The 21,692-nt window shown below is 40.3% G+C and carries 20 protein-coding genes, 1 tRNA gene and 1 pseudogene; 10 read left to right on the top strand and 12 right to left on the bottom strand.

All coding sequences use genetic code 11. The annotated features are described in order from the left end of the window. Window positions 1–48 precede the first annotated feature (48 nt). The gene (locus Q9R24_RS05895) at window positions 49–1,050 is read left to right on the top strand and encodes a hypothetical protein (protein WP_071321305.1); all 1,002 of its coding nucleotides are present in this window, start codon (window positions 49–51) and stop codon (window positions 1,048–1,050) included. Between the two features lie 19 nt (window positions 1,051–1,069). Here Q9R24_RS05895 and Q9R24_RS05890 read toward each other — a convergent pair whose 3' ends face one another. From Q9R24_RS05890 to Q9R24_RS05850, 9 genes and pseudogenes are all read right to left on the bottom strand, one after another. After that, complete coding sequence (locus Q9R24_RS05890; protein ID WP_071321306.1) at window positions 1,070–1,300, bottom strand: AlpA family transcriptional regulator; 231 nt, start codon at window positions 1,298–1,300, stop codon at window positions 1,070–1,072. 79 nt (window positions 1,301–1,379) lie between these two features. Then, entirely contained in the window at window positions 1,380–2,264 is an 885-nt protein-coding gene (locus Q9R24_RS05885; protein WP_071321307.1) for a hydrolase or metal-binding protein, read from the bottom strand. A 194-nt stretch (window positions 2,265–2,458) separates the two neighbouring features. Further along, window positions 2,459–3,517, bottom strand: coding sequence for a lambda-exonuclease family protein (locus Q9R24_RS05880; RefSeq protein ID WP_311203947.1), 1,059 nt, complete (start codon window positions 3,515–3,517; stop codon window positions 2,459–2,461). Window positions 3,518–3,704: 187 nt separating this feature from the next. Next, on the bottom strand, window positions 3,705–4,739 hold the full coding sequence (locus Q9R24_RS05875) for a DUF932 domain-containing protein (protein WP_311203948.1): 1,035 nt from the start codon (window positions 4,737–4,739) through the stop codon (window positions 3,705–3,707). A gap of 22 nt (window positions 4,740–4,761) precedes the next feature. After that, a complete protein-coding gene (locus Q9R24_RS05870; protein ID WP_180072471.1) occupies window positions 4,762–5,040 on the bottom strand; it encodes a hypothetical protein in 279 nt (92 codons plus the stop codon). A 105-nt stretch (window positions 5,041–5,145) separates the two neighbouring features. Next, window positions 5,146–6,015: an inovirus-type Gp2 protein gene (locus Q9R24_RS05865; RefSeq protein WP_311203949.1), complete on the bottom strand. Its 870-nt coding sequence runs from the start codon at window positions 6,013–6,015 to the stop codon at window positions 5,146–5,148. Window positions 6,016–6,305: 290 nt separating this feature from the next. Continuing rightward, the gene (locus tag Q9R24_RS05860) at window positions 6,306–8,570 is read right to left on the bottom strand and encodes a hypothetical protein (RefSeq protein ID WP_311215548.1); all 2,265 of its coding nucleotides are present in this window, start codon (window positions 8,568–8,570) and stop codon (window positions 6,306–6,308) included. A 353-nt stretch (window positions 8,571–8,923) separates the two neighbouring features. Continuing rightward, window positions 8,924–10,156 (bottom strand): annotated as a pseudogene (locus Q9R24_RS05855) (tyrosine-type recombinase/integrase). Window positions 10,157–10,319: 163 nt separating this feature from the next. After that, window positions 10,320–10,395 (bottom strand) — tRNA-Arg (locus Q9R24_RS05850). A gap of 190 nt (window positions 10,396–10,585) precedes the next feature. Between Q9R24_RS05850 and Q9R24_RS05845 the strand changes: the two genes are divergently transcribed. The 7 genes from Q9R24_RS05845 to Q9R24_RS05815 all read left to right on the top strand — a co-directional run bounded on the left by Q9R24_RS05845 (window position 10,586) and on the right by Q9R24_RS05815 (window position 16,669). After that, window positions 10,586–11,521 carry an ABC transporter ATP-binding protein gene (locus tag Q9R24_RS05845; RefSeq protein ID WP_311203951.1) on the top strand — a complete coding sequence of 312 codons (936 nt, stop codon included), beginning with the start codon at window positions 10,586–10,588 and terminating at the stop codon, window positions 11,519–11,521. Continuing rightward, complete coding sequence (locus Q9R24_RS05840) at window positions 11,518–12,291, top strand: ABC transporter permease (protein ID WP_004279041.1); 774 nt, start codon at window positions 11,518–11,520, stop codon at window positions 12,289–12,291. Before Q9R24_RS05845 ends, Q9R24_RS05840 begins: the two co-directional genes overlap by 4 nt. After that, the gene (gene queF / locus Q9R24_RS05835; protein WP_311203952.1) at window positions 12,291–13,106 is read left to right on the top strand and encodes an NADPH-dependent 7-cyano-7-deazaguanine reductase QueF; all 816 of its coding nucleotides are present in this window, start codon (window positions 12,291–12,293) and stop codon (window positions 13,104–13,106) included. The genes Q9R24_RS05840 and queF overlap by 1 nt, the downstream gene beginning before the upstream one ends. A 19-nt stretch (window positions 13,107–13,125) precedes the next feature. Further along, window positions 13,126–13,779, top strand: coding sequence for a hypothetical protein (locus Q9R24_RS05830; protein WP_129716451.1), 654 nt, complete (start codon window positions 13,126–13,128; stop codon window positions 13,777–13,779). Between the two features lie 288 nt (window positions 13,780–14,067). Next, window positions 14,068–15,069, top strand: a complete 1,002-nt coding sequence (gene mltB, locus Q9R24_RS05825) for a lytic murein transglycosylase B (RefSeq protein ID WP_005106462.1) — start codon at window positions 14,068–14,070, stop codon at window positions 15,067–15,069. A 288-nt stretch (window positions 15,070–15,357) separates the two neighbouring features. Beyond that, window positions 15,358–15,972: a septal ring lytic transglycosylase RlpA family protein gene (locus Q9R24_RS05820; protein WP_004279046.1), complete on the top strand. Its 615-nt coding sequence runs from the start codon at window positions 15,358–15,360 to the stop codon at window positions 15,970–15,972. 241 nt (window positions 15,973–16,213) lie between these two features. Beyond that, window positions 16,214–16,669 (top strand): Mpo1-like protein, encoded by a 456-nt coding sequence (locus Q9R24_RS05815; RefSeq protein WP_311203953.1) that lies wholly within the window; start codon window positions 16,214–16,216, stop codon window positions 16,667–16,669. 33 nt (window positions 16,670–16,702) lie between these two features. Here Q9R24_RS05815 and Q9R24_RS05810 read toward each other — a convergent pair whose 3' ends face one another. The 3 genes from Q9R24_RS05810 to rpsB form a co-directional block, all read right to left on the bottom strand. Further along, on the bottom strand, window positions 16,703–17,203 hold the full coding sequence (locus tag Q9R24_RS05810) for a DUF3465 domain-containing protein (RefSeq protein ID WP_311203954.1): 501 nt from the start codon (window positions 17,201–17,203) through the stop codon (window positions 16,703–16,705). 146 nt (window positions 17,204–17,349) lie between these two features. After that, on the bottom strand, window positions 17,350–18,225 hold the full coding sequence (tsf, locus tag Q9R24_RS05805) for a translation elongation factor Ts (RefSeq protein ID WP_004645608.1): 876 nt from the start codon (window positions 18,223–18,225) through the stop codon (window positions 17,350–17,352). A gap of 142 nt (window positions 18,226–18,367) precedes the next feature. Next, on the bottom strand, window positions 18,368–19,114 hold the full coding sequence (gene rpsB, locus Q9R24_RS05800) for a 30S ribosomal protein S2 (protein WP_004279050.1): 747 nt from the start codon (window positions 19,112–19,114) through the stop codon (window positions 18,368–18,370). Window positions 19,115–19,321: 207 nt separating this feature from the next. Between rpsB and map the strand changes: the two genes are divergently transcribed. Together map and Q9R24_RS05790 are read left to right on the top strand one after the other, a co-directional pair. After that, window positions 19,322–20,149 carry a type I methionyl aminopeptidase gene (map, locus tag Q9R24_RS05795; RefSeq protein WP_148334583.1) on the top strand — a complete coding sequence of 276 codons (828 nt, stop codon included), beginning with the start codon at window positions 19,322–19,324 and terminating at the stop codon, window positions 20,147–20,149. Between the two features lie 254 nt (window positions 20,150–20,403). Continuing rightward, complete coding sequence (locus Q9R24_RS05790) at window positions 20,404–21,639, top strand: pyridoxal phosphate-dependent aminotransferase (RefSeq protein ID WP_071850978.1); 1,236 nt, start codon at window positions 20,404–20,406, stop codon at window positions 21,637–21,639. Window positions 21,640–21,692 lie beyond the last annotated feature (53 nt).

The raw sequence follows: 21,692 nt of genomic DNA, 5'->3' as shown, positions 1-21,692 counted from the left end.
TGCTTTGCGTAAAATTTAATTCTACTTTAATAAAGAACAGGTTCTCATATGGCAGATTTTGATTGGATAACTGAAGACTTAGGACGCATCAAAAATGAGCTTCGATTAGCTCGTAATACAGCAAGCTGCCGAAAAATTTATGATTGCATGAACATTTCTCCTGAGTTAATGGATACTACTGATCTAACACTCGCGTTCAGACGTGCTTTTGGAGTTTTCTTAGATCCATCTCTTATAAGTGTGAAATTTAATATCAATACAGAAACAATATATATATTGAGAGATTGCATACATAAAGACATTATTGAATATGAGCACCCTTTAGAATTAGAAACATATAACTTAAATATTATTAAAGATATAAATTTAGATTCTGATGAAAAATATAGAACTCTTAAAATACTTCTACAAACCAATATAAATCATATTATCAATATTATTACTTTAATAAATAATACATCTGACTTATCACTTTCCAATGATTATTATGAAATAGAAAAAAATATTTATCTTCTTACTCCAGAATTTATTTTATTTTTAGAATTATTTGGAAATCACCATAAAGCTTATGAGTGGTATTTCTCACAATTCGAAGCAGCCACCCAAAAAGAAAATTTTAATAGAATTTCTAATGATTTTAAAATTATAGCCATAGATTATGAAAATGATATTAAGAACCAAATTATCGAAATATCTATAGAAAGTTTCAAAAATTCAAATTACTGTCAAAATAACAAAGACATAAATTTAAAGAATGATTGGGAGTATGTGGGCTATTTAGCTTCAATAAAGGGAATTGAAGTCGCTGTATCTGATACCGAAAACAAAGTATTGGAATCTTTTCTAAAACTAAAAGAATCTCAAAAACTTTTACTTCACTATTATATTTACCAAAGTAAATATGATGATTTATCTATAGATAAGATGCCTACAGATATTAAAAAATATACTTATCTAGACCTATGCACATATTTAGGAATAATAGCTAAAGATATTTGTAAACAAGCATATATCGAATATTCTAATCAAAATGTTTCACAGGAAAAATAAGGGAGCGAAAGCTCCCTTTCTATTCACGGCTTGCCAACTTACTTTCAATCCATTGATGGATCTCATAAGCTGACCAACCGATACGGTTTTGGGTGATTTTGACTTTCTTTGGAAAGGTCGGATCGTAGTAGGGTGAGTTCTCATCCATCATTTCATAGATGGTTGAACGTCCAACGCCAACTAACTCTACGACCTGCTTGATACTAATCAGTTGGTTCATTTGGAATGTTTGTCCTACAAATGTACTCATGGTGTTTACTCCGATCTCATGATGTCGAGCAACTCGCTCATGAGATACGGCAATCCCGTAAGGTTTTACACTGTCCGATTCAATTCAACGCAGTCACTGAGCCTTTTAAACCCTGTTGAATATTAAAAGACTCATTTTTAACAACTGACTGCTGTTGCTCCTCTGTCTGATAAAACTCCTCTACTACATCCAATCCTTCCTCTATATCCATTTCAAATTTCGCATTAGCAAAGCCCTGTCGTGCCATCTGATCGAGTGCCTCTTGATTGAATCCAGCCTGCTTACTTTGCTGATCAATCTCATGTGCAGTGTGAATCGCAGACTGCAAATCCACACCCTCTCTTAATGTTAAATCCACATAATACACAGGCTGACGATAACTCTGCGTTGTACTCTTACCTCGTAATGTCAGTTGTAGTGGCAAGCATGAAAGCAAACCATTTGATGCTGCATGGTAGTAACTCAGTCGAGCTGCCAAAGTCCGAATGCTGTTAAAGCCTGTGGTTCTAAAAATGAATGTGCCAAATTCATCCGACTCATCTAAGTTCACATGTAAACGTCCATATGGTTTGCAGTGTCCACCTTGAGCTAAAGGACATAAATCAGGAGAAGGGCATGGATGCTGTTCAACACCTTGGTTGGTTAAACGCTGACAAGTTTGACCATCACCCACACAGACAGGACGTCCAGTCTGGCGATCAAATAAGATGTATTCTGCGCGTAAGTTCAGATCAGGATCATTAAAGATCATGCGGACAGGGATTGAACGGAGTTTCTGATTCGGAGCATTCGCTCGAAGCTGTTCATCTAATGGGTGCTTGACCCATCCTTCTTTATTTTGGATTTGCGAGGTTATGGTGAATTGATCATCTTTTTCAGGTAGACGTTTGCCATTCTTTTCCACGATTCGACCAATACTGATACGTCCAAGTGTAGGCGGTGTGATCGCTAGACCTTTGATCATGGTGATACTCCTATATTTAATTCCTTACAGATTTGGGTGCTTCTATGTAGGTCAGAACACGGACCAAATAAGTTATCCAAATGTTAAAAAGCTGAGTTTTAGCTGCAAAGATCGCGACCGATTTGCTCTCTACACATGATGTAGAGAGCGGGGAGCGATTTTTGTGCATTTTTGATGAAGTGAATGAGATGGGCTTAATCGATATAGATGTTGAAGCGACGACTGCCCTGTCTTTTCAATGGGTATTGATCAATAAGATCAGGCTGATGCTTAAGCAGTGCTTTGGTATCCAAACTGACACTATCATTGGCTTTCTTCCACACTACTGAACCACGACTAAACGTGGCACGCTCTGCATCCTTCATCATCATTTGGATTTGATGCTTGAGTTGATCGAAGCGTTCTTGCTTATGCTGAATCTCTTCTTTCAGTTTGATCAGCTTATCGAACATGAGATTGGCTGTTTCATTCTGTGATAGATCTTCAACTGTTAGTGGTACATGCATTGGATACAACTGCTGAATGGCTTTGGCTGCCGATTCACTCGCATCCACAGATGGTGGTGTATCCTTTTCCACACATTCCCAGAAGTAACGTTCTGCATTAATGATGTGCTGAATCACAGATTCAGAACGAGTGACTTTAAAGATTTTGGTTTCATGCCCACAGAGCAAAACACAAACATGGGCTGCCTGTTTTCCTGTCACAGCTAATTGGTGCTGTACCTGACACAAGACATAAAGGGGTACGCCATCACGCCACAGCTTTGCTCCATGCTCCCCTGCTGTTTTACATTCAAGGATCTGTACTTCATCACTCCCGACAACGGAGTAATCTAAGTTTGCCAACATGAAATGTTTGTCAGGATCAGGGTGCTGTAACACTGCATTGACTCGACGTACCTTATTGTTGGTGTGCATGCTGTAATACTCAGCCACTAAAGGTTCAAGTTGCTTGCCCCAATACAGTGGTGCAACCCCTGTACTTTCATCTTCAATGGACTGAGCTTGTCGACCTGTTTTGATTAGCCACAGTTCTAGCATCGACATGTATGGGTTTAATCCACATGCCGTAGCTGCGTCACTGCTACCGATACCTTGCTTACGAACTTCAAGCCAATCTTGATACGCCATATCTTTGGTGCTGACTAAGCGTTTTGCAGAATTAGCTCGCTTGGTTGTGGCTAATGGGTTTAATGCCGTTTGCACACCTGTCTGTACAGATTGATTAGAAATCGGTGCAATTTGATTCATAGTTCTATCCTTATAAATTTCAGTTTTGTAAAAAAGAAGCGCATAAAAAAGCCATACCCGACACGAGGTCGGGTATGGCGATATGCATGCTGATTCAGATTGTTGATTGTGAGTTGAAACTAGATAGCTTTATATGTGTGCTTTATTCAGCGATTGTTGAGACTTGCGGGGTTAGAATTACATGAGCTTAGGCTATCAAGCACAGAGCTTGTTCTAATCCACGTTGTTTAAGACCTGCGCCTGCACCAAACCATGCTGAATCGAGACGATGATCTGTACTCATGGCACGACGTTCATGATCAACGAATTCCGTGATCGAACACAGTAAGCCATAAGCCGTACCTTTAGCAGATGAAAGATCTGCCCCTCGCCCCTGACCATTAAACATGTCGAGTGCTTTGGTCATAGCTCTTCCATTTGGTTCAGTTTTATTTTGCTGTGGTGGGTTACTTGCCACCTGACGGTAGAACTGAATGATGTTCTCTTCAGGATCAGAAATTGACATGGTGCTATTGTTGAACACAGCATCAAAGTAAGCCTTAGCTTCCTGCTGACTCACCTTACGCTGCGTGAGCTGTTTCATTTCATACATGTGCTCATCCCATGCACGCACTGAAATACCCAATTGCTGTTTCACCTTCTCTGCATCAAACTTGGTGCTATGTGGAACTTTCACTACACCAGCACTACTGCTCTGCCCACGTAATGCAATCGCCAAAGTGTTGTTACAGACCACTCGGATACTGGTGAACTGTGCTGTCGTTGCCAAAGTGCCGTCACACGCAGTAGCCAGCAGGATATAACCATTACTGACATCCTTAGACTTTAAAGCGGAACTTTGACCTGTACGTGCCAAAGCCCAGAACTTCTTCCCACCTTTCAAAACCCCTGCGGTTTCTAACTTAAAGCCAGATTGCTCAGTCAGATCCCGGTAGAACTCCAGAATCTCTTTAGGTTGAACTTCCTGATAACGCTGACTGACTACAGATAAAGGTGCATGGGTATCTGAACGATACAACACTCGCTGTTCTTCAAATGGCATGATAATGCTCTGACCACGTTCATTTTGTGCCATGTAGCTGACATTGGAGGATTCAATCCGCCAGTCCATCCCGGCTTGCTGTGCCCAGACTTCCAGTGGTTGATTCGGACTTAGCTGATTACCGAGACCATGCCAAGGGGTTTCGCCAACATAGGCGATTTGTTCAATTTGATGTGCCATTGATTCGATCTCCTATGCTGATTCAACGAAAGTTCTGCTGACATTGATTACAGTGGTAGTAGGTCATGGTGATAGGCTTTTTCGGCTCATCGAATACACTACTGAATAGACCACCAATAACTGCACCTGCTAGTCCACCAAGTAATGGGGATACAGGTAAAGGTAAGCTCTTTGAGATGGATGCACCAATGGTGGCAAACGATGCTGATGCTGCAAGACCTGATGATTCAGTTCCATTCACTTGTTGATTCACAACTTGGATGACCTGATCAGATAAACAGTAAGGACAAGTTAAACTCATAATATACATCTCCAAAAATGACAAAGGCTTACCGATTGGCAAGCCCTGAAAGTTGAAATAACTTTGTTTTCATCTAGATGATGTATATCTGAGATTATTTTCAAATCACTGAAAGGTACGCATTTTAGGACTGAGCTTTACACGTAAGTGTTGCGCTTCTTTCTCAGGGTTCACTAGATAAGCACCTGCATTACGAAGGTTACGAACCTCCACTGGATTATCCCGATGTATTCTACCAATACCAAGAATACCGAGCTCTCTATACTTAGCTATTTGCTTAGGATCATGACAGTTGAAATAACAGCCCTCATCATTAGTAATCTGCTTCCACAACTTCCCGACCTTATCCGCTATAGCCCATCCTTTTTGACGTTGATGCCCATTGAAGATTAACAACAGATGGCAATGATAACCTTTGGTTTCACCCTGCTCTAACGCCCATGCAGAATCGACTAAGTCATGAAACGGATCTTTACGCTTAGATATCGCTTTACGCAATTCTTCTAAATCTTGATAGAACATTTGGATATCGATGATATCGTGACAGCTTTGCAAATATGCAATATCCACTCTCACTACTTCTAACTTTGAATATCGACTAAGAGCTCTATCTAATTTTTTCGATAAAGATTCCAGATTACGTTTTTCGTTCTCACGATGCCTACGGAAATCTTTCAGCTGTCTACTCTGGTACCCCTTAAAGTAATTTTGATAGTAATCAAATGATTCACATTTCAACTCATCGACGACTTCATCAAAATCTAAATCATCAATATCATGCTCATCTAACCAATCACACCATGCATTGATATAACCAAAGTACTGAAAGCCTGAACGGTAAATATCATCAAAATGAATCAATAACTCTGCAAACTCTTCATAGAAATCCAATGGTTCATTCTCAGCCTTAATCCATAAGTTTGTAGTTACTTCTAGTTGGATTGTTAATTTAGACTCATTAATTGATTTACTCATGTTTAATACTCAATATGGAAATAGCTCCATATGACATGGGTAAACTGTATAAATATAAATTTTAGTTAGATTGTACTTAATGCTATAAGCTTATGAGTAGTAAGAGTATTAATCTCTATATGATATATATTTAATAATATTAATAACCTGCCATTACAAATTTGAATATTTGTTAGCCAAACAACATATTCAACCAATATTTTCAATTTTTTTTTCACAATATTTGAAGCTCTATTGATCAACAAGGATAATCGATAGAGCCTACTTTTGAAAAAGTTATGCGGTGAATATCAAGCATCAGCTTTATTTGATTTAGTGCTAGGCTTTCGCTTTTTTTTACGAGGTAACGTACCTCTGATAAGCCATTTAGGAGTATCTGAATAAAATGTATTATCTAACAGATCCTTATATACTATGTAAGGAGCCAAGTTATTGATAATAATATTTTTTAGTGGTTTATCAATTGATTCTACTAGCAACTCTTGATATGCCAACCCTTCTACAGAATTAAATATTTTTTTAACTCGGCACGAAGCCTTTAAATCTAATGGCGGTTGAAATGCCTCACTAGCCTTCTTGAGCGTTTCCTGCCATCTTTCACTAACAACATCCGCTAAATTAGAATAATTATTCAGTACTTCACGATCAAATACAAAAACAATATCGGCAAAGAATCGTCTTTTATCTGACACTTGGCTTGTATCATTTTCAACCCATGCCCCTACATACGCCCTAAGCTTAGATAATGGTGCTCTCCGTTTTCCCGCATGCAACATCTGATATAAAGCAGAACTTAGCCCTTTTTGTTTCATAAAGCCGTTCTTCATCTCACAGCTAAGTGAGCATCTAATTAAAACGCAATCGCGCTTAAAAGCCCCTCTCAAATAATTTTGGATTTTCTCGACTCGTTGCTCATGCCTTGGAATATTTATGTGCTTATTTTGCCCTAACGTAATAGCTATGGGACTATATATTGATTGAAATAGTCCCCCATAGTACTTAAAGTCTTCAATCTTAGATTTATAAAAATTAGCTCGTGTATGATCAAAAGGAAATGACAAAAAATCCTGATAGTCATATTTTCTGAACTGCCCGAAAAAATAATGCAATAGCCTTGATCGATAAACGCCCCCAATTCGAGTTCCCAGCGTAATAATAGAATCATGTTGCATGAGCAAATCTACAAATTGAAACAGCGTTCTTTCAACTATTTGCTGCGCTCGCATTTCATTAGGCTGTAAGGATCGCGAATATTTGACCGATAGCATAAAAATTTCAATTTTTTCTAGAAGCTTAAGCTCTGCTTCCGTTAACTTAAATGTTGCGTAAGATGACAAATTTTCTTGATATTGCAAAATAATATTCTTCAAATAGTCTTTGCTATAAGCATCTAAATGATTTTGTACCCAACACAAGTCGAATAAAGCATATTGAGTTAAATCACCTAATACACGATGTGGGTTAGGGTGCTTTTTGAACTTTTGTATAATGATATGCACGTTTTCATTAAAATTAATTTCGTGATTTTCCCGCCCAATAATGTCATCATTTGTAGACTTGAACATAAAGTCCTGATCCAATCTCACAAGAAAATCTAAACAATTCTCAATGAATATAGCTTTATTCTTTTCATCGTAAAGGCATAGATTAAATTGCTTATTGAAGACCTCACTACTTGAATTAAAGTTATCATTCCAATTCATAATACTGACATCAATATTCAAGTCATATGATTTTAGAAGCTCATGGCACTGTGTTTTGATCTCACTTATTGTTCTATGTTCCGTGTAATCAGATGTTGTTTCAAATACCCATATACAGAAGTAGTCTAAGCCATTATTGTGACCATTCAAGCAAATATAATAATTACGTAATAACCCCTCAACTGAGATCTGCCGTAAAAGCTCATATCTCTTGCTATGAAGTTTTGCAATTTCATCATCTGCATTATTGCTATCAATTCGAATTACAGTACTTAAAACATGTAATTTTTTACCTATCTTAAGTAGCTCGTCTAAATCACTTAGTATTAAACTTTTCGTTTCTGAGAATTTTTCAGCTGGTATGCCATATCGTCTTAAATTATCAATGTAATGTTCATACCATATTTTCAAGAAATCATTCTGCCAACTCCCTGCATAAAATTGTCTGAATTGTTCCTGCCTCAGGAAATGTTGCTGCTGTTTTAGATTTGTTGATTTAGCAGTCCTATGGACAAAACTATCAAAGATTCGACCGAATTCAGTTAGTCTTTTATTTTTTAGACCCATTTGTAGCTGATCAAAGTTAGGCATTACATAAAGTTGATCTAGCGCTTTTCCTATACCCAATAGAAGCTGCTGACTTCTATATCGGCCTACTTGATTCGTTTGCTCACCGCAATGTAAGTGCCGAAACTCCGTTTCGATCTGTTCACACCACTGCAAAATATTTACCAATAAATTAATTGTTTCTTTATATGCACAACCTGCCTTGGGTTCTTGAGAGGAGAACGTATCCTTCATAGATTTAGAATACATGTAACCTAATAATTTATTGTAATTTGAAAGCTTCATACTATAAATATAACTATTTCAATAATCTAAGTTGTTGATAATATAAATTATAAAAACACTTTAAAACAGGTTTATCACATATATTTTAAGTAAATTAAATCATTTTTCACACATAGCAAATAAGCAATAAATATATTTATTAATACACTAATAATTAAGCAATACAGAAATGTTAGGTATAAAAAACCACGCCATCAGGCGTGGTTTTTTTACATATACTGAGTGACTTACTTCATCCATTCCTGCACCTTCTCCCCATACCATTCCATAATCATTACTCGTTCATCCCAATACTGTGCTCGGTTATAAGCAGCATGAATGTTGTTTTTGTCGCACAGGTGCAAGCTTACTAATCAATCCATAGTCTTATGCATCAACCGATCTAAATAGTCAGACCATGATTGCATCATCACCGTACGTTCTTCTAAATATTTTGTACGGTTGTATGCTCTTCCATGCATATCACGAACCTGATGAGCCAGTTGCTGTTAAATCCGCTCAATTGGAAATTTTAGAACCTCATCCAAGAGTGTTCTCGCAGTCGCTCTAAAGCCATGACCTGTCGTCTCACCATTTTCAAAACCATATTGTTTCAATCGTTTGTTAATCGTCGATTCGCTAATCGTTTTGGACTGATCCCGCATCGATACAAAGCAATACTCCGTATAACCTGTTATTTGGTGTAATTCTTTAAACAAGGTGATAACCTGATCTGACAGAGGAACAATATGCTGTAATGCGGTCTGATTCTTCGTTTTAGGAGGAGTGTATTTCCAAACCCGATTTTCAAAATCAATGTCTGCCCACTTGGCTCCTCTCAATTCTCCTGGGCGTACAAAAACATGGGGTAAAATTTTTACAGCATAATCTATCGCAATGTCACCACGGCCAACACTATTATTAATGTTACTCAATAACCGTCCTAGCTTCTGCTCATCTGTGATCGCAGATCTATGCTTGGTTTTACCAACTTTTAAGATTCCACTAATTTGGTCTGCCACATTAAATTGACATAACCCTAAAGCAATCGCATAACGAAAGACTTGAGATGCTTTGCTTCTCATGCGCTTTGCTGAATCTGTCTTACCCTGTCTTTCGTAAATACGACAAACTTCTAAAATTTGCGATGGTGTAATACTGTCTATTGGATAATCCCCAATTGCAGCATACAACTTACCCCAAACAAATTGATTCCTTCGTTGAGTACTAGGCTCTAACTCCTCTGTCTTTCTATATTCATCCGCGATTAAAGCGAAAGTATTTTTGCCTGATTTAGCTTCTTCTTCATTTTTCTTCACAACCGCTGGATCTATATTTTGGGCGAGTAATTCTCGACATTCAGTTCTTTTTGCTCGTGCATTTAGCAACGATACCTCTGGGTATATCCCAAAAGAAATGCTATTACGTTTTTTAGTGATTGGGCGAGCATAGTCCCACCTCCAATAGGAGTTACCATTTTTATCAATGATAAAAAATAGTCCTTTACCATCGGCTAGTTTAATTTGAACCTTGGTTGATAACTTTTTATGTGAATTTACAGCTGAACGAATCTGTGTATCTGTCAGATTTACAATTATTTTTGGCATTTTTACGGTAAGCCTTTGCAATAATTTTGAAATTACCGCAAAAATTACCGCAAAAAACTTAAATAACCTAAAACATGCTCGGACAATATCGGATAAGAGAAATACATAAGTTGTTTATTTTTAATGATTTTCGTATTTGATCGGATAAGATGAAACAAAGAAATGGTGCGCTCAGCGGGACTCGAACCCACGCCACAGGCTTCGGAGACCTGTACTCTATCCAGTTGAGCTATGAGCGCATCTTTTTTGGATCGCGCACATCATAACAAAAAAAAGCATAAGGTAAAGCAACTATCTCTAACTTCATCATTTTTATGCTTAAGCTTTATACAATGTTCCAAAACAGCAACACAGAATTGCATGTGAATCACTTGGCTTATTTTGCGAGATCACTCACAATATCTCAACTTTTCACCATTTGAGATATTCATGACTGATGCACTGATCTTAAGGGATGTGTCAAAGACCTATCGCAATGGCTTTCAGGCATTGAAAGGGATTAACTTAAATGTACCAGAAGGTGAATTTTATGCGCTATTGGGGCCTAATGGCGCAGGAAAATCTACTACCATCGGTATTATCAGCTCATTAACAAAAAAAACCTCCGGTACAGTCGAAATTTTTGGTCATAATCTGGATACCCACCCTTCCCAGGCCAAACAGTGCCTAGGTGTAGTACCTCAGGAATTCAACTTTGCCCAGTTTGAAAGAACCTTTGATATTTTGGTGACTCAGGCAGGCTATTACGGCATTCCTAAAAAAATTGCACAGGAACGGGCGGAGCTTTATCTGACCAAACTGGGTTTATGGGAAAAACGTTCCACTCAGGCCCGCATGTTATCGGGCGGGATGAAACGTCGCCTGATGATCGCGCGTGCCATGATGCATGAACCGAAACTGCTGATTCTGGATGAACCGACGGCAGGCGTTGATATCGAGTTGCGTCGTTCGATGTGGGAATTTTTGAACGAGATGAATGAAAAAGGCACCTCCATCATTCTGACCACGCATTATCTAGAAGAAGCAGAAATGTTGTGTCGCCGCATTGCGATTATCGATCGCGGTGTGATTAAAGAAGACACCACCATGAAAAGCTTCCTGAGTCAGCTCAATGAAGAATCGTTTATTTTTGATCTGGCCGAACCGATTGAACCTTTGCATCTGGATATCATCGGCGTGCGATTTAACCTGATCGATCCGATGACCTTAGAAATTACCATGGATAAGGCACATACCATGAATGATCTGTTCCAGTTGCTGGAATCACAGAATATTCAGGTACGCAGTATGCGCAATAAATCCAATCGTCTGGAAGAACTTTTTGTGAAAATGGTCGAGAAAAATCTGGATGGAGCTGCGCAATGAACATTAATCAACTCAGCGTAGCTTTATATACCATTATCTATAAAGAAGTGCGTCGCTTTATGCGCATCTGGCCGCAGACCCTGTTACCACCTGCCATTACCATGAGCTTATATTTCGTGATCTTCGGTAATCTGGTCGGCTCACGTATCGGGGAAATGGGCGGCTATAGTTATATGGAGTTCATTGTGCCCGGTCTGATTATGATGGCCGTGATCACCAACAGCTATGCCAACGTCTCGTCTAGTTTCTTCAGCTCAAAATTCCAGAAAAGTATTGAAGAACTGATCATGAGTCCTGTACCGATGCATGCCATTTTATGGGGGCATGTATTGGGCGGTGTGATTCGTGGGATACTGGTGGCGATCATTGTGAGTGCAGTGAGCTTATTTTTTGCTGACTTATATATCACCAATTGGTTTGTGACTATATATACAGTTTTAATTACTTCCCTGCTGTTTTCCTTGGGTGGTTTTATCAATGCCGTTTATGCCAAATCTTTCGATGATATCTCGATCATCCCGACTTTTGTGTTAACGCCACTAACCTATTTGGGTGGTGTATTTTATGCTATTTCCAGCTTAAGCCCATTCTGGCAAAATTTATCTTTAATTAATCCTGTCGTGTATATGGTGAATGCTTTCCGCTATGGCATTTTAGGACATAGCGATGTCAATGTCGCCATTTCACTGACAGTAATTACCTTATGTTGTGCCGTGCTGTATGCAGTGGCCTATCATTTACTCTCCCGTGGTTCAGGAATGCGTGAATAATGAGTGTAGAACAATCTCTCCTTGGTAAAGACACCAATTACCCGACAGAATATCATCCTGATGTTCTGTTTCCGATTTCACGCGCGCCTGCCCGTGAACAATACGCACATGTTGAAGCGATTCAGCAAGGTGCAGACTGGTGGCATGTGTTTGAAATTTCCTGGTTAAATCCAGCAGGTGTGCCACAAGTCGCCATTGGCCGCATTAGCTTGCCAGCGTCCTCGCCGAATCTGATCGAATCCAAATCCTTGAAGCTGTATTTCAATAGTCTGAACTTTGCCAAGTTTGAATCTAAAGAAGCCTTTATCGCGACGGTAGAAAAAGATTTATCTACTGCGGCTGAAGCTGAAGTCAAACTGCAACTGTTTCAGGTCGATGAATTAGAGATCAGTAAGCCGGAAGGTATCTGTATTGATGAGCTTATACCTGAACGTCTGGAAAATCATCCAGATGCCAGTTTATTGGCTTTGGATTCGAAGGATGCAGCAGAAGGCGAAATACAGCTGTATTCACATTTACTCAGAAGTAACTGCCCTGTCACTGGCCAGCCGGACTGGGGAACAGTTTTTATACGTTATCAGGGTAAAAAACCTTGTTATAAGAGTATTTTAGCTTATATTATTTCCTACCGTCAGCATAATGGTTTCCACGAACAATGTGTGGAGCAGATGTTCGCCGATATCTGGCAGCAACTGAAACCGGAAAAGCTGATGGTCTACGCAACCTATACACGCCGTGGTGGATTGGATATCAACCCTTGCCGTGTATCGGATTTAACATGGATGCCTCGCCCTATTCGTTTAGCGCGACAATAAAAAACATTGAGGTTGAACAATGCCATTTTTTGGGTTTATTCCTTCTGCAGAGCTTTTAAATACAATTCAGACTGCACAAAAAAACAAAAATTCAAGTGAGCCGCTTTACCCATTGCGTGATAAAACCGCATTAATGATTAATGATGAAATTATTGATGCGATTCTTACCGAGCTGGTGCGTCGCTTTCCTGCCAGCGATAAACGTGATACTGCGGAAAAACTGGCTGGCTATATCAAGTCGACTGTTGCGGTTTTACTGAAGCAGCTATTAAGTAAAGCGCCGAACGATGTGGTCAGAGAGTCAATTGCATTCTCTGAGCGCAGTCTGTTTAAAGATCCTGAAGGACATTTCCGCATTGGTGAATCACTGGATGCCAGTCTGGTGACGAATTTAAAACATCATTACGCAGAACTTAAAGCCGGTCAGACTATTGATAAACAAGCGTTCAGCAACCTGTACAAGCAATTTGGTGAAGCGACAGTACGACATTTTATGGTCGACTTTAATAAAACCCTGGATCTTGGCATGATCAAACGCAAGGCAGCAGATATTGGCGCATCTGCAGTGATCAAGGCCATCAATATGGCAGCAGATAAAATCATTCTGAATTTGAATAAAGATGAGCTGCGCGCCATGGCCGAATATCACGACACTTTGTTCTATACAGAATAGTTCAAGATTTTCTACAAATCTTGAGGAATTAGCCTGACTTCGGTCAGGCTTTTTTATGATCAGTGAAATAGCTTGTTACAGATAAGCGACTCTATAAGACAAACTGCCGTAAAAATAGCCAATCCATCGCTATTTTTGTATAAGCGGCTAGGTCTCTTATTCATCCGAATGTTATCTTTAATCTGGCACTTTAAGCCCCACGATTGAAAAAATTTATCAATCTTTTTCATGGCATGATTCAAATGACATCGCCAGCAACTCATCAAAAAAACTGGAAATCGTAGCAAGATGTTGAAATCGGATTTTTATAAAAAGTTTAAGCAGCTTTCAATCGCACTTACCGCATTTGGTCTCAGCAGTTTGAGTCTGGCCAACGATTTCCAATATCACCCTTCTTATGCCGCTTTTAAGCAGAACGCCATGCAGAGCTATGGGCTGAGTGCCCAGCAAGTAGATTCCGCCATGAGCGGGACGCGTAATTTGCCTAATATTATCAATATCATGAATCGCCCAGGTGAAAGTAAGCCTTGGTATTCGTATAAAACTAACTTCCTGGCTGAATCTACCATTCAGCGCGGCGTACGTTTTAAACAGCAATATGCAGAAACGCTTAACCGTGCTGAACAGCAGTTTGGTGTACCACAGGCGATCATTCTGGGCATTTTAGGTGTAGAAACCGGTTTTGGTAGCAACAAGGGCTCTTTTGTCACTCGTGATGCCCTAGCAACCTTAGGGTTTGGCTATGAACGTCGTGCCCAGTATTTTCAGGATGAACTAGCTGCTTTAATTGCCTGGTCGTATAGAGATGGTGTTGCCACCTCTTCTGTGGTGGGTTCGTATGCCGGCGCTGTTGGCTATCCGCAGTTTATGCCGAGCAACATTCCAAAATTCGGCGTGGACTACGATGGCAATGGTCATATTGACCTGCGTAACTCAGCGGTAGATGCGATTGGTTCGATTGCCAACTATCTGGCACAGCATGGCTGGCAGCGTAATCAGCCAATTGCCTTTCCGGCACGTTATACCGGTTCAAATCCAGATGCCGTGATTGCCAAGGATCTGACTCAACCTACCCCCTATGGTGTGTTAAAAACTCAAGGCATCAGCCCAATGAATCCAATCGTAAAAATTGACGATCTGGATCTGGTTAATGTAATTCAATTACAAGAGAATTATGGCTCGATTTACTATATCACTTATCCAAATTTTCAAGTGATTACCACTTATAATCGCAGCCGTATGTATGCTACTGCTTTGTGGTTATTAGGTACCGAAATTACCAGCCGTTAACACTAAAAATTAATACAAATTATGAAAGTCAACATTTTTATGGGTTAATTTGTGCATATTTTAAGCAATTTTAATATTATGTTACAATATTGATTATTTTTTGATCAATCATTGTTTATTTTGCGTTCTTTTTTTAACTATTTTAATTAAACACTAGACAGGGTATTGCTGGCATGAATATTATCCATTTCGTTAAATGTAGTTGCATAAGTTAAATATCAGGCATGTTTACATGGTTTTTCAGCCATTTATGAACAACCAATAGATATGCTGTTAGGAGTTGATTCGATGCATTCTTCAATTTTGAAGTCTTTTATGGCCATTGCCACGATCGTCACGCTGACGCAATCGCAGGCAGATATGGTTCCGTCATCTTCATTCACCAATGAAAATGACAATTCGCGTCTTGCAACGCGAGTACTCAATAAAGAAGCTCAAAGCTTCAATTCAAATTTCACAAATTTGAACAGCCTTTCAATCACTGAGCGTTCGGGCGATAAAGTTCGCCGTGAAACCATTGCAGCGAAAATTGAACTTCCTGCAGAAGAGCCTTCAGTGATTGAAAAACTGAATACAGTGGCTTCTAATACTGTACGTAAATTCAGTCAGACAGGTACAGCGTCTTGGTATGGTCGTCAATTCCACGGCCGTAAAACCGCAAGCGGTGAAACCTTTGACATGAACGCAATGACAGCTGCTCATCGTAGCCTGCCATTGAACTGCTATATTCGCGTAACCAACCGTAATAACGGCAAGAGCGTCGTGGTTAAAGTAAATGACCGCGGTCCTTTCCATGGTAACCGTGTTGTTGATTTATCTTACGGTGCTGCGAAACAGTTGGGTATTACCAGTGCCGGTACTGCAAAAGTCAGTATTGAACGTGTCGCTGGTCCAAATTCTTAAGATTTGACCTGCAACACATTTAACAAAAGCCACAGTAATGTGGCTTTTTTATTGTGCTCATTTTTCCAAAAAAAAATAAACGCCCCTGCTCAGCACTATCTTAAAGTTCTTTCAAGAAAATTTTGTTAGGCTCATTCTGCCTGATAAAATTCACTCGCTTGCATGATTAACTTTTGACCATATCCGGATTCTGCTTTATATTTCCACATAAGCAAAACATGTTCATGGAATGGAGCGAAGAATGAAAACAATATCTGAATGGTTCGATGAATATAGTGACAGCCATCAAAATAAAACCAATAAGCTGATTCACTGGGTCTGCGTACCAACCATCTATTTTTCGATTATTGGCATTCTGGCGCATTTCAGCGCTTTGCTAACTACCCTGCTACTGGTTTTGGCTTTTATCTTCTATGCACGTCTGGATCTTGTTTTGGCAGTAGCGATGGCTGTATTAACGTTGGTGATGGCTTGGCTCATCTGGATTCTGCCAGTTGGTACCAGTTTCTTTATTGCACTGTTTGTCTTGGCCTGGATTGGCCAATTTTATGGGCACAAAGTGGAAGGTAAAAAGCCTTCATTCTTCAAAGACCTCCAATTCCTCCTCATTGGCCCAATTTGGTGCATGGATGCCTATTTAGGTAAAATCCTACCGAACTGGAAATCACGCCATAACAGCGCAATTATGAGCGTTTAAACGCTATATTCGATTTATTCAATTAGAAGAACCTTATTGATAGGTTCTTCCTTGATGTTTTAACCACCCATCAACATGTTTTCGCGCCGGGTCATGATGCGTCCAGTGAATCACCCCTCCCTTGTCACTGTATTCATATTCTCCATAAAACTCGACCTGATCCTGTCTTTGAATATTCTGAATACGCGGCGCCAGATCGATATTATGCGCAACTAGTACAGTTTGACCGTTTGGTAATTCGAGGATGAACTTTTGATGGCGCGATCCTTCATGATCATCTGGCAAAACGGCAATCACCTGCCCACTTGAACGAACCTGTAGATCACTCTGGCGCTGTTGAAACGCCCGTGCAATTCGGTCCAGATCATCAGTGGCTTGAGAAGGTTCTAAGTTAGGCTCTGAATGAAGCGTTTCAGTTGTGGTATCAGATGCGGATGGAATAAGTGGTTGGGATTGCTGTAGATCCAGGCCCAGATAAGCAGCAATCAAAAGTGCAATGACTGCACCAATGCCCAGATTGGTTTTATTTGGCATTTTTTATAACTTTTTTATTAAATGATAAATACATGATCTGAGCTCTATCACCAAACCCAAATCCTATTCTTGAATTGCTGATGAAGAATAAATCAACATAAAAAAGCCCCATCAATCAGATAGGGCTTTTTCTAATTCCTCAGGAATTATTTTGCAGCAGCTTGAGCAGCAGCAACTTCTTCAGCGAAGCTCATTTCTGCTTTTTTCTCAATGCCTTCACCAACTTCGAAACGAACGAAGTTTGCAACTGTAGTACCAGTTGCTTTAAGAACGTCTGCAACTTTCTTATCGTTGTCGATTACGTACATTTGACGCTCAAGCACAACTTCATTCAAGTATTTCTCAACAGAACCTACAACCATCTTCTCAACGATATTTGCTGGCTTGCCAGATTCAAGTGCTTTCGCTTCAGCAATTTCTTTCTCTTTCGCGATAAGCTCAGCAGAAACGCCTTCAGCATTTACAGCAACTGGGTTGAACGCAGCAACGTGCATTGCCAAGCCTTTACCTGTAGCTTCATCACCAGTGTAAGAAACAACAACACCGATTTTAAGACCGTGTTTGTAAACTGCAAGGTTTTCGCCTTCAACAATTTTCGCACGACGTACTTGGATGTTTTCACCGATTTTTTGAACAAGAGCGATACGCGCTTCTTCAACAGTCGTACCATCTTCTAGTTTCAATTCAGCGATTTGAGCAGGATCAGTTACGTTTGCAGCAAGTGCAGCAGCAGCAACTTTCGCAGAGAAACCAGCAAAGTTTTCGTCTTTTGCAACGAAGTCAGTTTGACAGTTAACTTCTAGAAGAAGTGCTTTGTTGCCGTCTTGAGCAATTGTGATCGCGCCGTCAGCAGCAATGTTACCTGCTTTTTTAGCAGCTTTAGCTTGACCAGATTTACGTAGGTTGTCGATCGCTAGTTCAACGTCGCCGCCCGCTTCTGTCAAAGCTTTTTTACATTCCATCATTGCAAGACCAGTACGATCGCGCAATTCTTTAACCATGCTTGCTGTAACTGCAGTCATGTTTATCTCCTAAATTCGGTAGAAAATGAATTCTTTTTAGAACAGAAACGGCCCAGAGGAGTTCTCATGGGCCGCCTGCATACATAACGCTTACTTTGCCACCATCACATGTCGCAAAAATGACAAGCTAGCGTCAAACGCATTAAGCCTCAGAAGCTGGAGCTTCTTCTGCTTTAGCTTGTGCATTTGCTTGTGATTGAGCATATTCTTTACCAGCAAGAATCGCATCAGCCATAGCAGAAGCATAAAGTGTTACTGCACGGATCGCATCATCGTTACCCGGGATAACGTAGTCTACGTTGTCTGGGTTAGAGTTTGTATCAACGATACCGATTACAGGAATACCAAGGTTCTTCGCTTCTTTGATTGCAATCGCTTCGTGATCAACGTCGATTACGAATAATGCGTCAGGTAAACCACCCATGTTTTTAACGCCGCCTAAGCCACGCTCAAGTTTTTCCATCTCACGAGTACGCTCTAGAGCTTCACGTTTAGTCAGCTTAGCGAAAGTGCCGTCTTGAGATTGAGTTTGAAGGTCTTTTAAACGGTTGATAGATTGGCGAAGTGTTTTCCAGTTCGTCAACATACCACCTAACCAGCGGTGATCTACATATGGTTGACCAGCGCGTTGAGCTTGTTCACGGATGATCGCAGAAGCTGCACGTTTAGTACCAACGAACAAAACTTTGTTCTTTTTGCTAGCCAAGTTGTTAGCAAAGTTCAAAGCATCATTTAACGCAGGAACAGTGTGCTCAAGGTTGATGATGTGAATTTTGTTACGCGCACCAAAGATGTAATCACGCATCTTTGGATTCCAGAAACGAGTTTGGTGACCAAAGTGCGCGCCAGCTTGAAGAAGGTCGCGCATGCTTACGTTGTAATCTGCCATTTTCTTTACCTTAAAGTTTGGGTTAGGCCTCCATATACCCGCATTCTCCACCCTAAAGGGCACCCAGAGTAATGTGTCGATATATGTGCGGATTTTTTTGCCTCATCGCACAAAGCCCGTGAAATTTATTCACGAAAAAGCATTTGATAAAATGGGCGGCTATTTATACCATAGTCACACACAAATTTCCAAAAGTTTTTAGAGATCATGAACAACACTTACCAAGCGCCACGTCGACTTATCAAAACCCCTGACGAAATTGAAAAAATGCGTGTGGCAGGGCGACTGGCGGCAGAAGTATTGGATATGATCAAACCGCATATTGTTCCAGGTGTTACTACGCTAGAACTTGATACGATTTGTCATGACTATATTGTTAACCAACAACAGGCGATTCCAGCATGCTTAGGCTATGGCGCTGCACCGGGTCGACCTGCCTTCCAACATACTATTTGTACTTCTGTGAACCACGTAGTGTGTCACGGCATTCCATCAGACAGTAAAAAATTGAAAAAAGGCGACATCCTGAACATTGATGTGACCGTGATTAAAGATGGCTATCATGGTGACACCAACATGATGTACATCGTGGGTGGTGAAACCACTATTCTTGCCAACCGTCTATGTAAGGTAGCGCAAGAAGCCATGTACCGAGGTATTGAAACTGTAAAACCGGGTTCAACCATTGGCGATATTGGTCATGCCATTCAGCAGTATGTTGAATCCGAGCGTTTTGGCGTGGTACGTGAATATTGTGGTCACGGTATTGGTACAACTTTCCATGACGAACCGCAAGTGCTGCATTATGGTCAGCCAGATACCGGCATGGTACTTGAAGAAGGCATGACCTTTACCATTGAGCCAATGGTCAATGGTGGTGACTGGAAAACCAAATTACTCGGTGATAAATGGACAGTGGTCACCAAAGACCATTCATTGTCAGCACAATATGAACATACGATTCTGGTGACCAAAACCGGCGCGGAAATTTTAACAGCACGCCCGGACGAAGATTTGTCACGCTTTAGTGTGTAACCACAACATCAACAACACAAAATGGTCACTTTAAAGTGGCCATTTTTATTTTATATTTCATGCATTCGTATGCATGACCGAGATGTAAAAAGTCTCCCCTTGCCCGCTTCCAGCGCATCGAAATTCAAGATAAAGTTCGGCCAATACACCATTTTTTCCTTAAAGTTTTCCAAATTCTTTTGCCCTATCTGCACCATTTTAGGCTAAGATAATGTGCTTTTTATTTTTTAATCCCTATAAGAAGGAATACTGCCGTGGACGTACGTCTCTCTGATCGTGTGAATGCCATCAAACCGTCCCCTACGCTTGCTGTGACCAACAAAGCTGCTGAATTAAAAGCTGCAGGTCACAACGTGATTGGTTTGGGCGCAGGTGAACCAGATTTTGATACCCCTCAACACATCAAAGATGCAGCAATTGCAGCGATTAACAACGGTTTCACCAAATACACCGCTGTTGACGGTACGCCAGGTCTTAAAAAAGCCATTATTGCTAAATTCAAACGCGACAATAACCTAGACTATGCAGCAAACCAGATTCTGGTTTCTTGTGGTGGTAAGCAATCATTCTTTAACTTGGCCCTTGCTTTGTTAAACAAAGGTGATGAAGTCATCATCCCTGCACCATTCTGGGTAAGCTACCCGGATATGGTGATCATCGCTGAAGGTGTTCCTGTTATTGTGAAATGTGGTGAAGAACAACGTTTCAAAATCACCCCTGAACAATTAGAAGCTGCAATCACTGACAAAACACGTCTAGTAGTATTGAACAGCCCGTCTAACCCTACAGGTATGATCTACACTAAAGCTGAGCTTGAAGCGCTGGCTGACGTACTGCGTAAATACCCAGAAGTATTTATCGCATCTGATGATATGTACGAACCAATCCGTTGGGATGACGAGTTCTACAACATCGCAACAGTTGCACCAGACCTTTATGACCGTACTATCGTATTAAACGGTGTATCTAAAGCCTATGCAATGACTGGCTGGCGTATCGGCTACGCAGCGGGCCCTGCTAAACTTATTGGTGCAATGAAAAAGATCCAATCTCAGTCAACTTCAAACCCAACTTCAATTTCGCAAGTTGCTGCTGAAGCTGCCTTGAATGGTCCTCAAGATGTACTTGAGCCAATGATTGAAGCATTCAAACGTCGCCATGACCTAGTTGTGAAAGGCTTGAATGACATTCACGGTATTTCTTGCTTGCCTGCTGATGGCGCATTCTATGCATATGCCAACATCAAACCGTTGATTCGTGCCAAAGGTCTTAAATCTTGCACAGAATTCTCTGCATGGTTACTGGAAGAGACTGGCGTTGCAGTGGTTCCTGGCGATGCATTCGGTCTTGGCGGTTTCATGCGCATCTCTTACGCAACGGCTGACGAAGTACTGGTGGATGCACTTGCACGTATCAAAAAAGCTGCTGACTCAATTGAAGGCGTTGACGCTGCGATTGCTTCAATCGAAGCTGAAAAAGCTGCACAATAATCAACTCATTTGATTTAGAAAACCCGCGAGTTTCGCGGGTTTTTTTATGTTCT

This window comes from Acinetobacter sp. RRD8, assembly GCF_031844225.1.
In the GTDB taxonomy this organism is placed as follows: Bacteria; Pseudomonadota; Gammaproteobacteria; order Pseudomonadales; family Moraxellaceae; genus Acinetobacter.
This window is presented reverse-complemented; position numbering and strand designations above follow the sequence as displayed.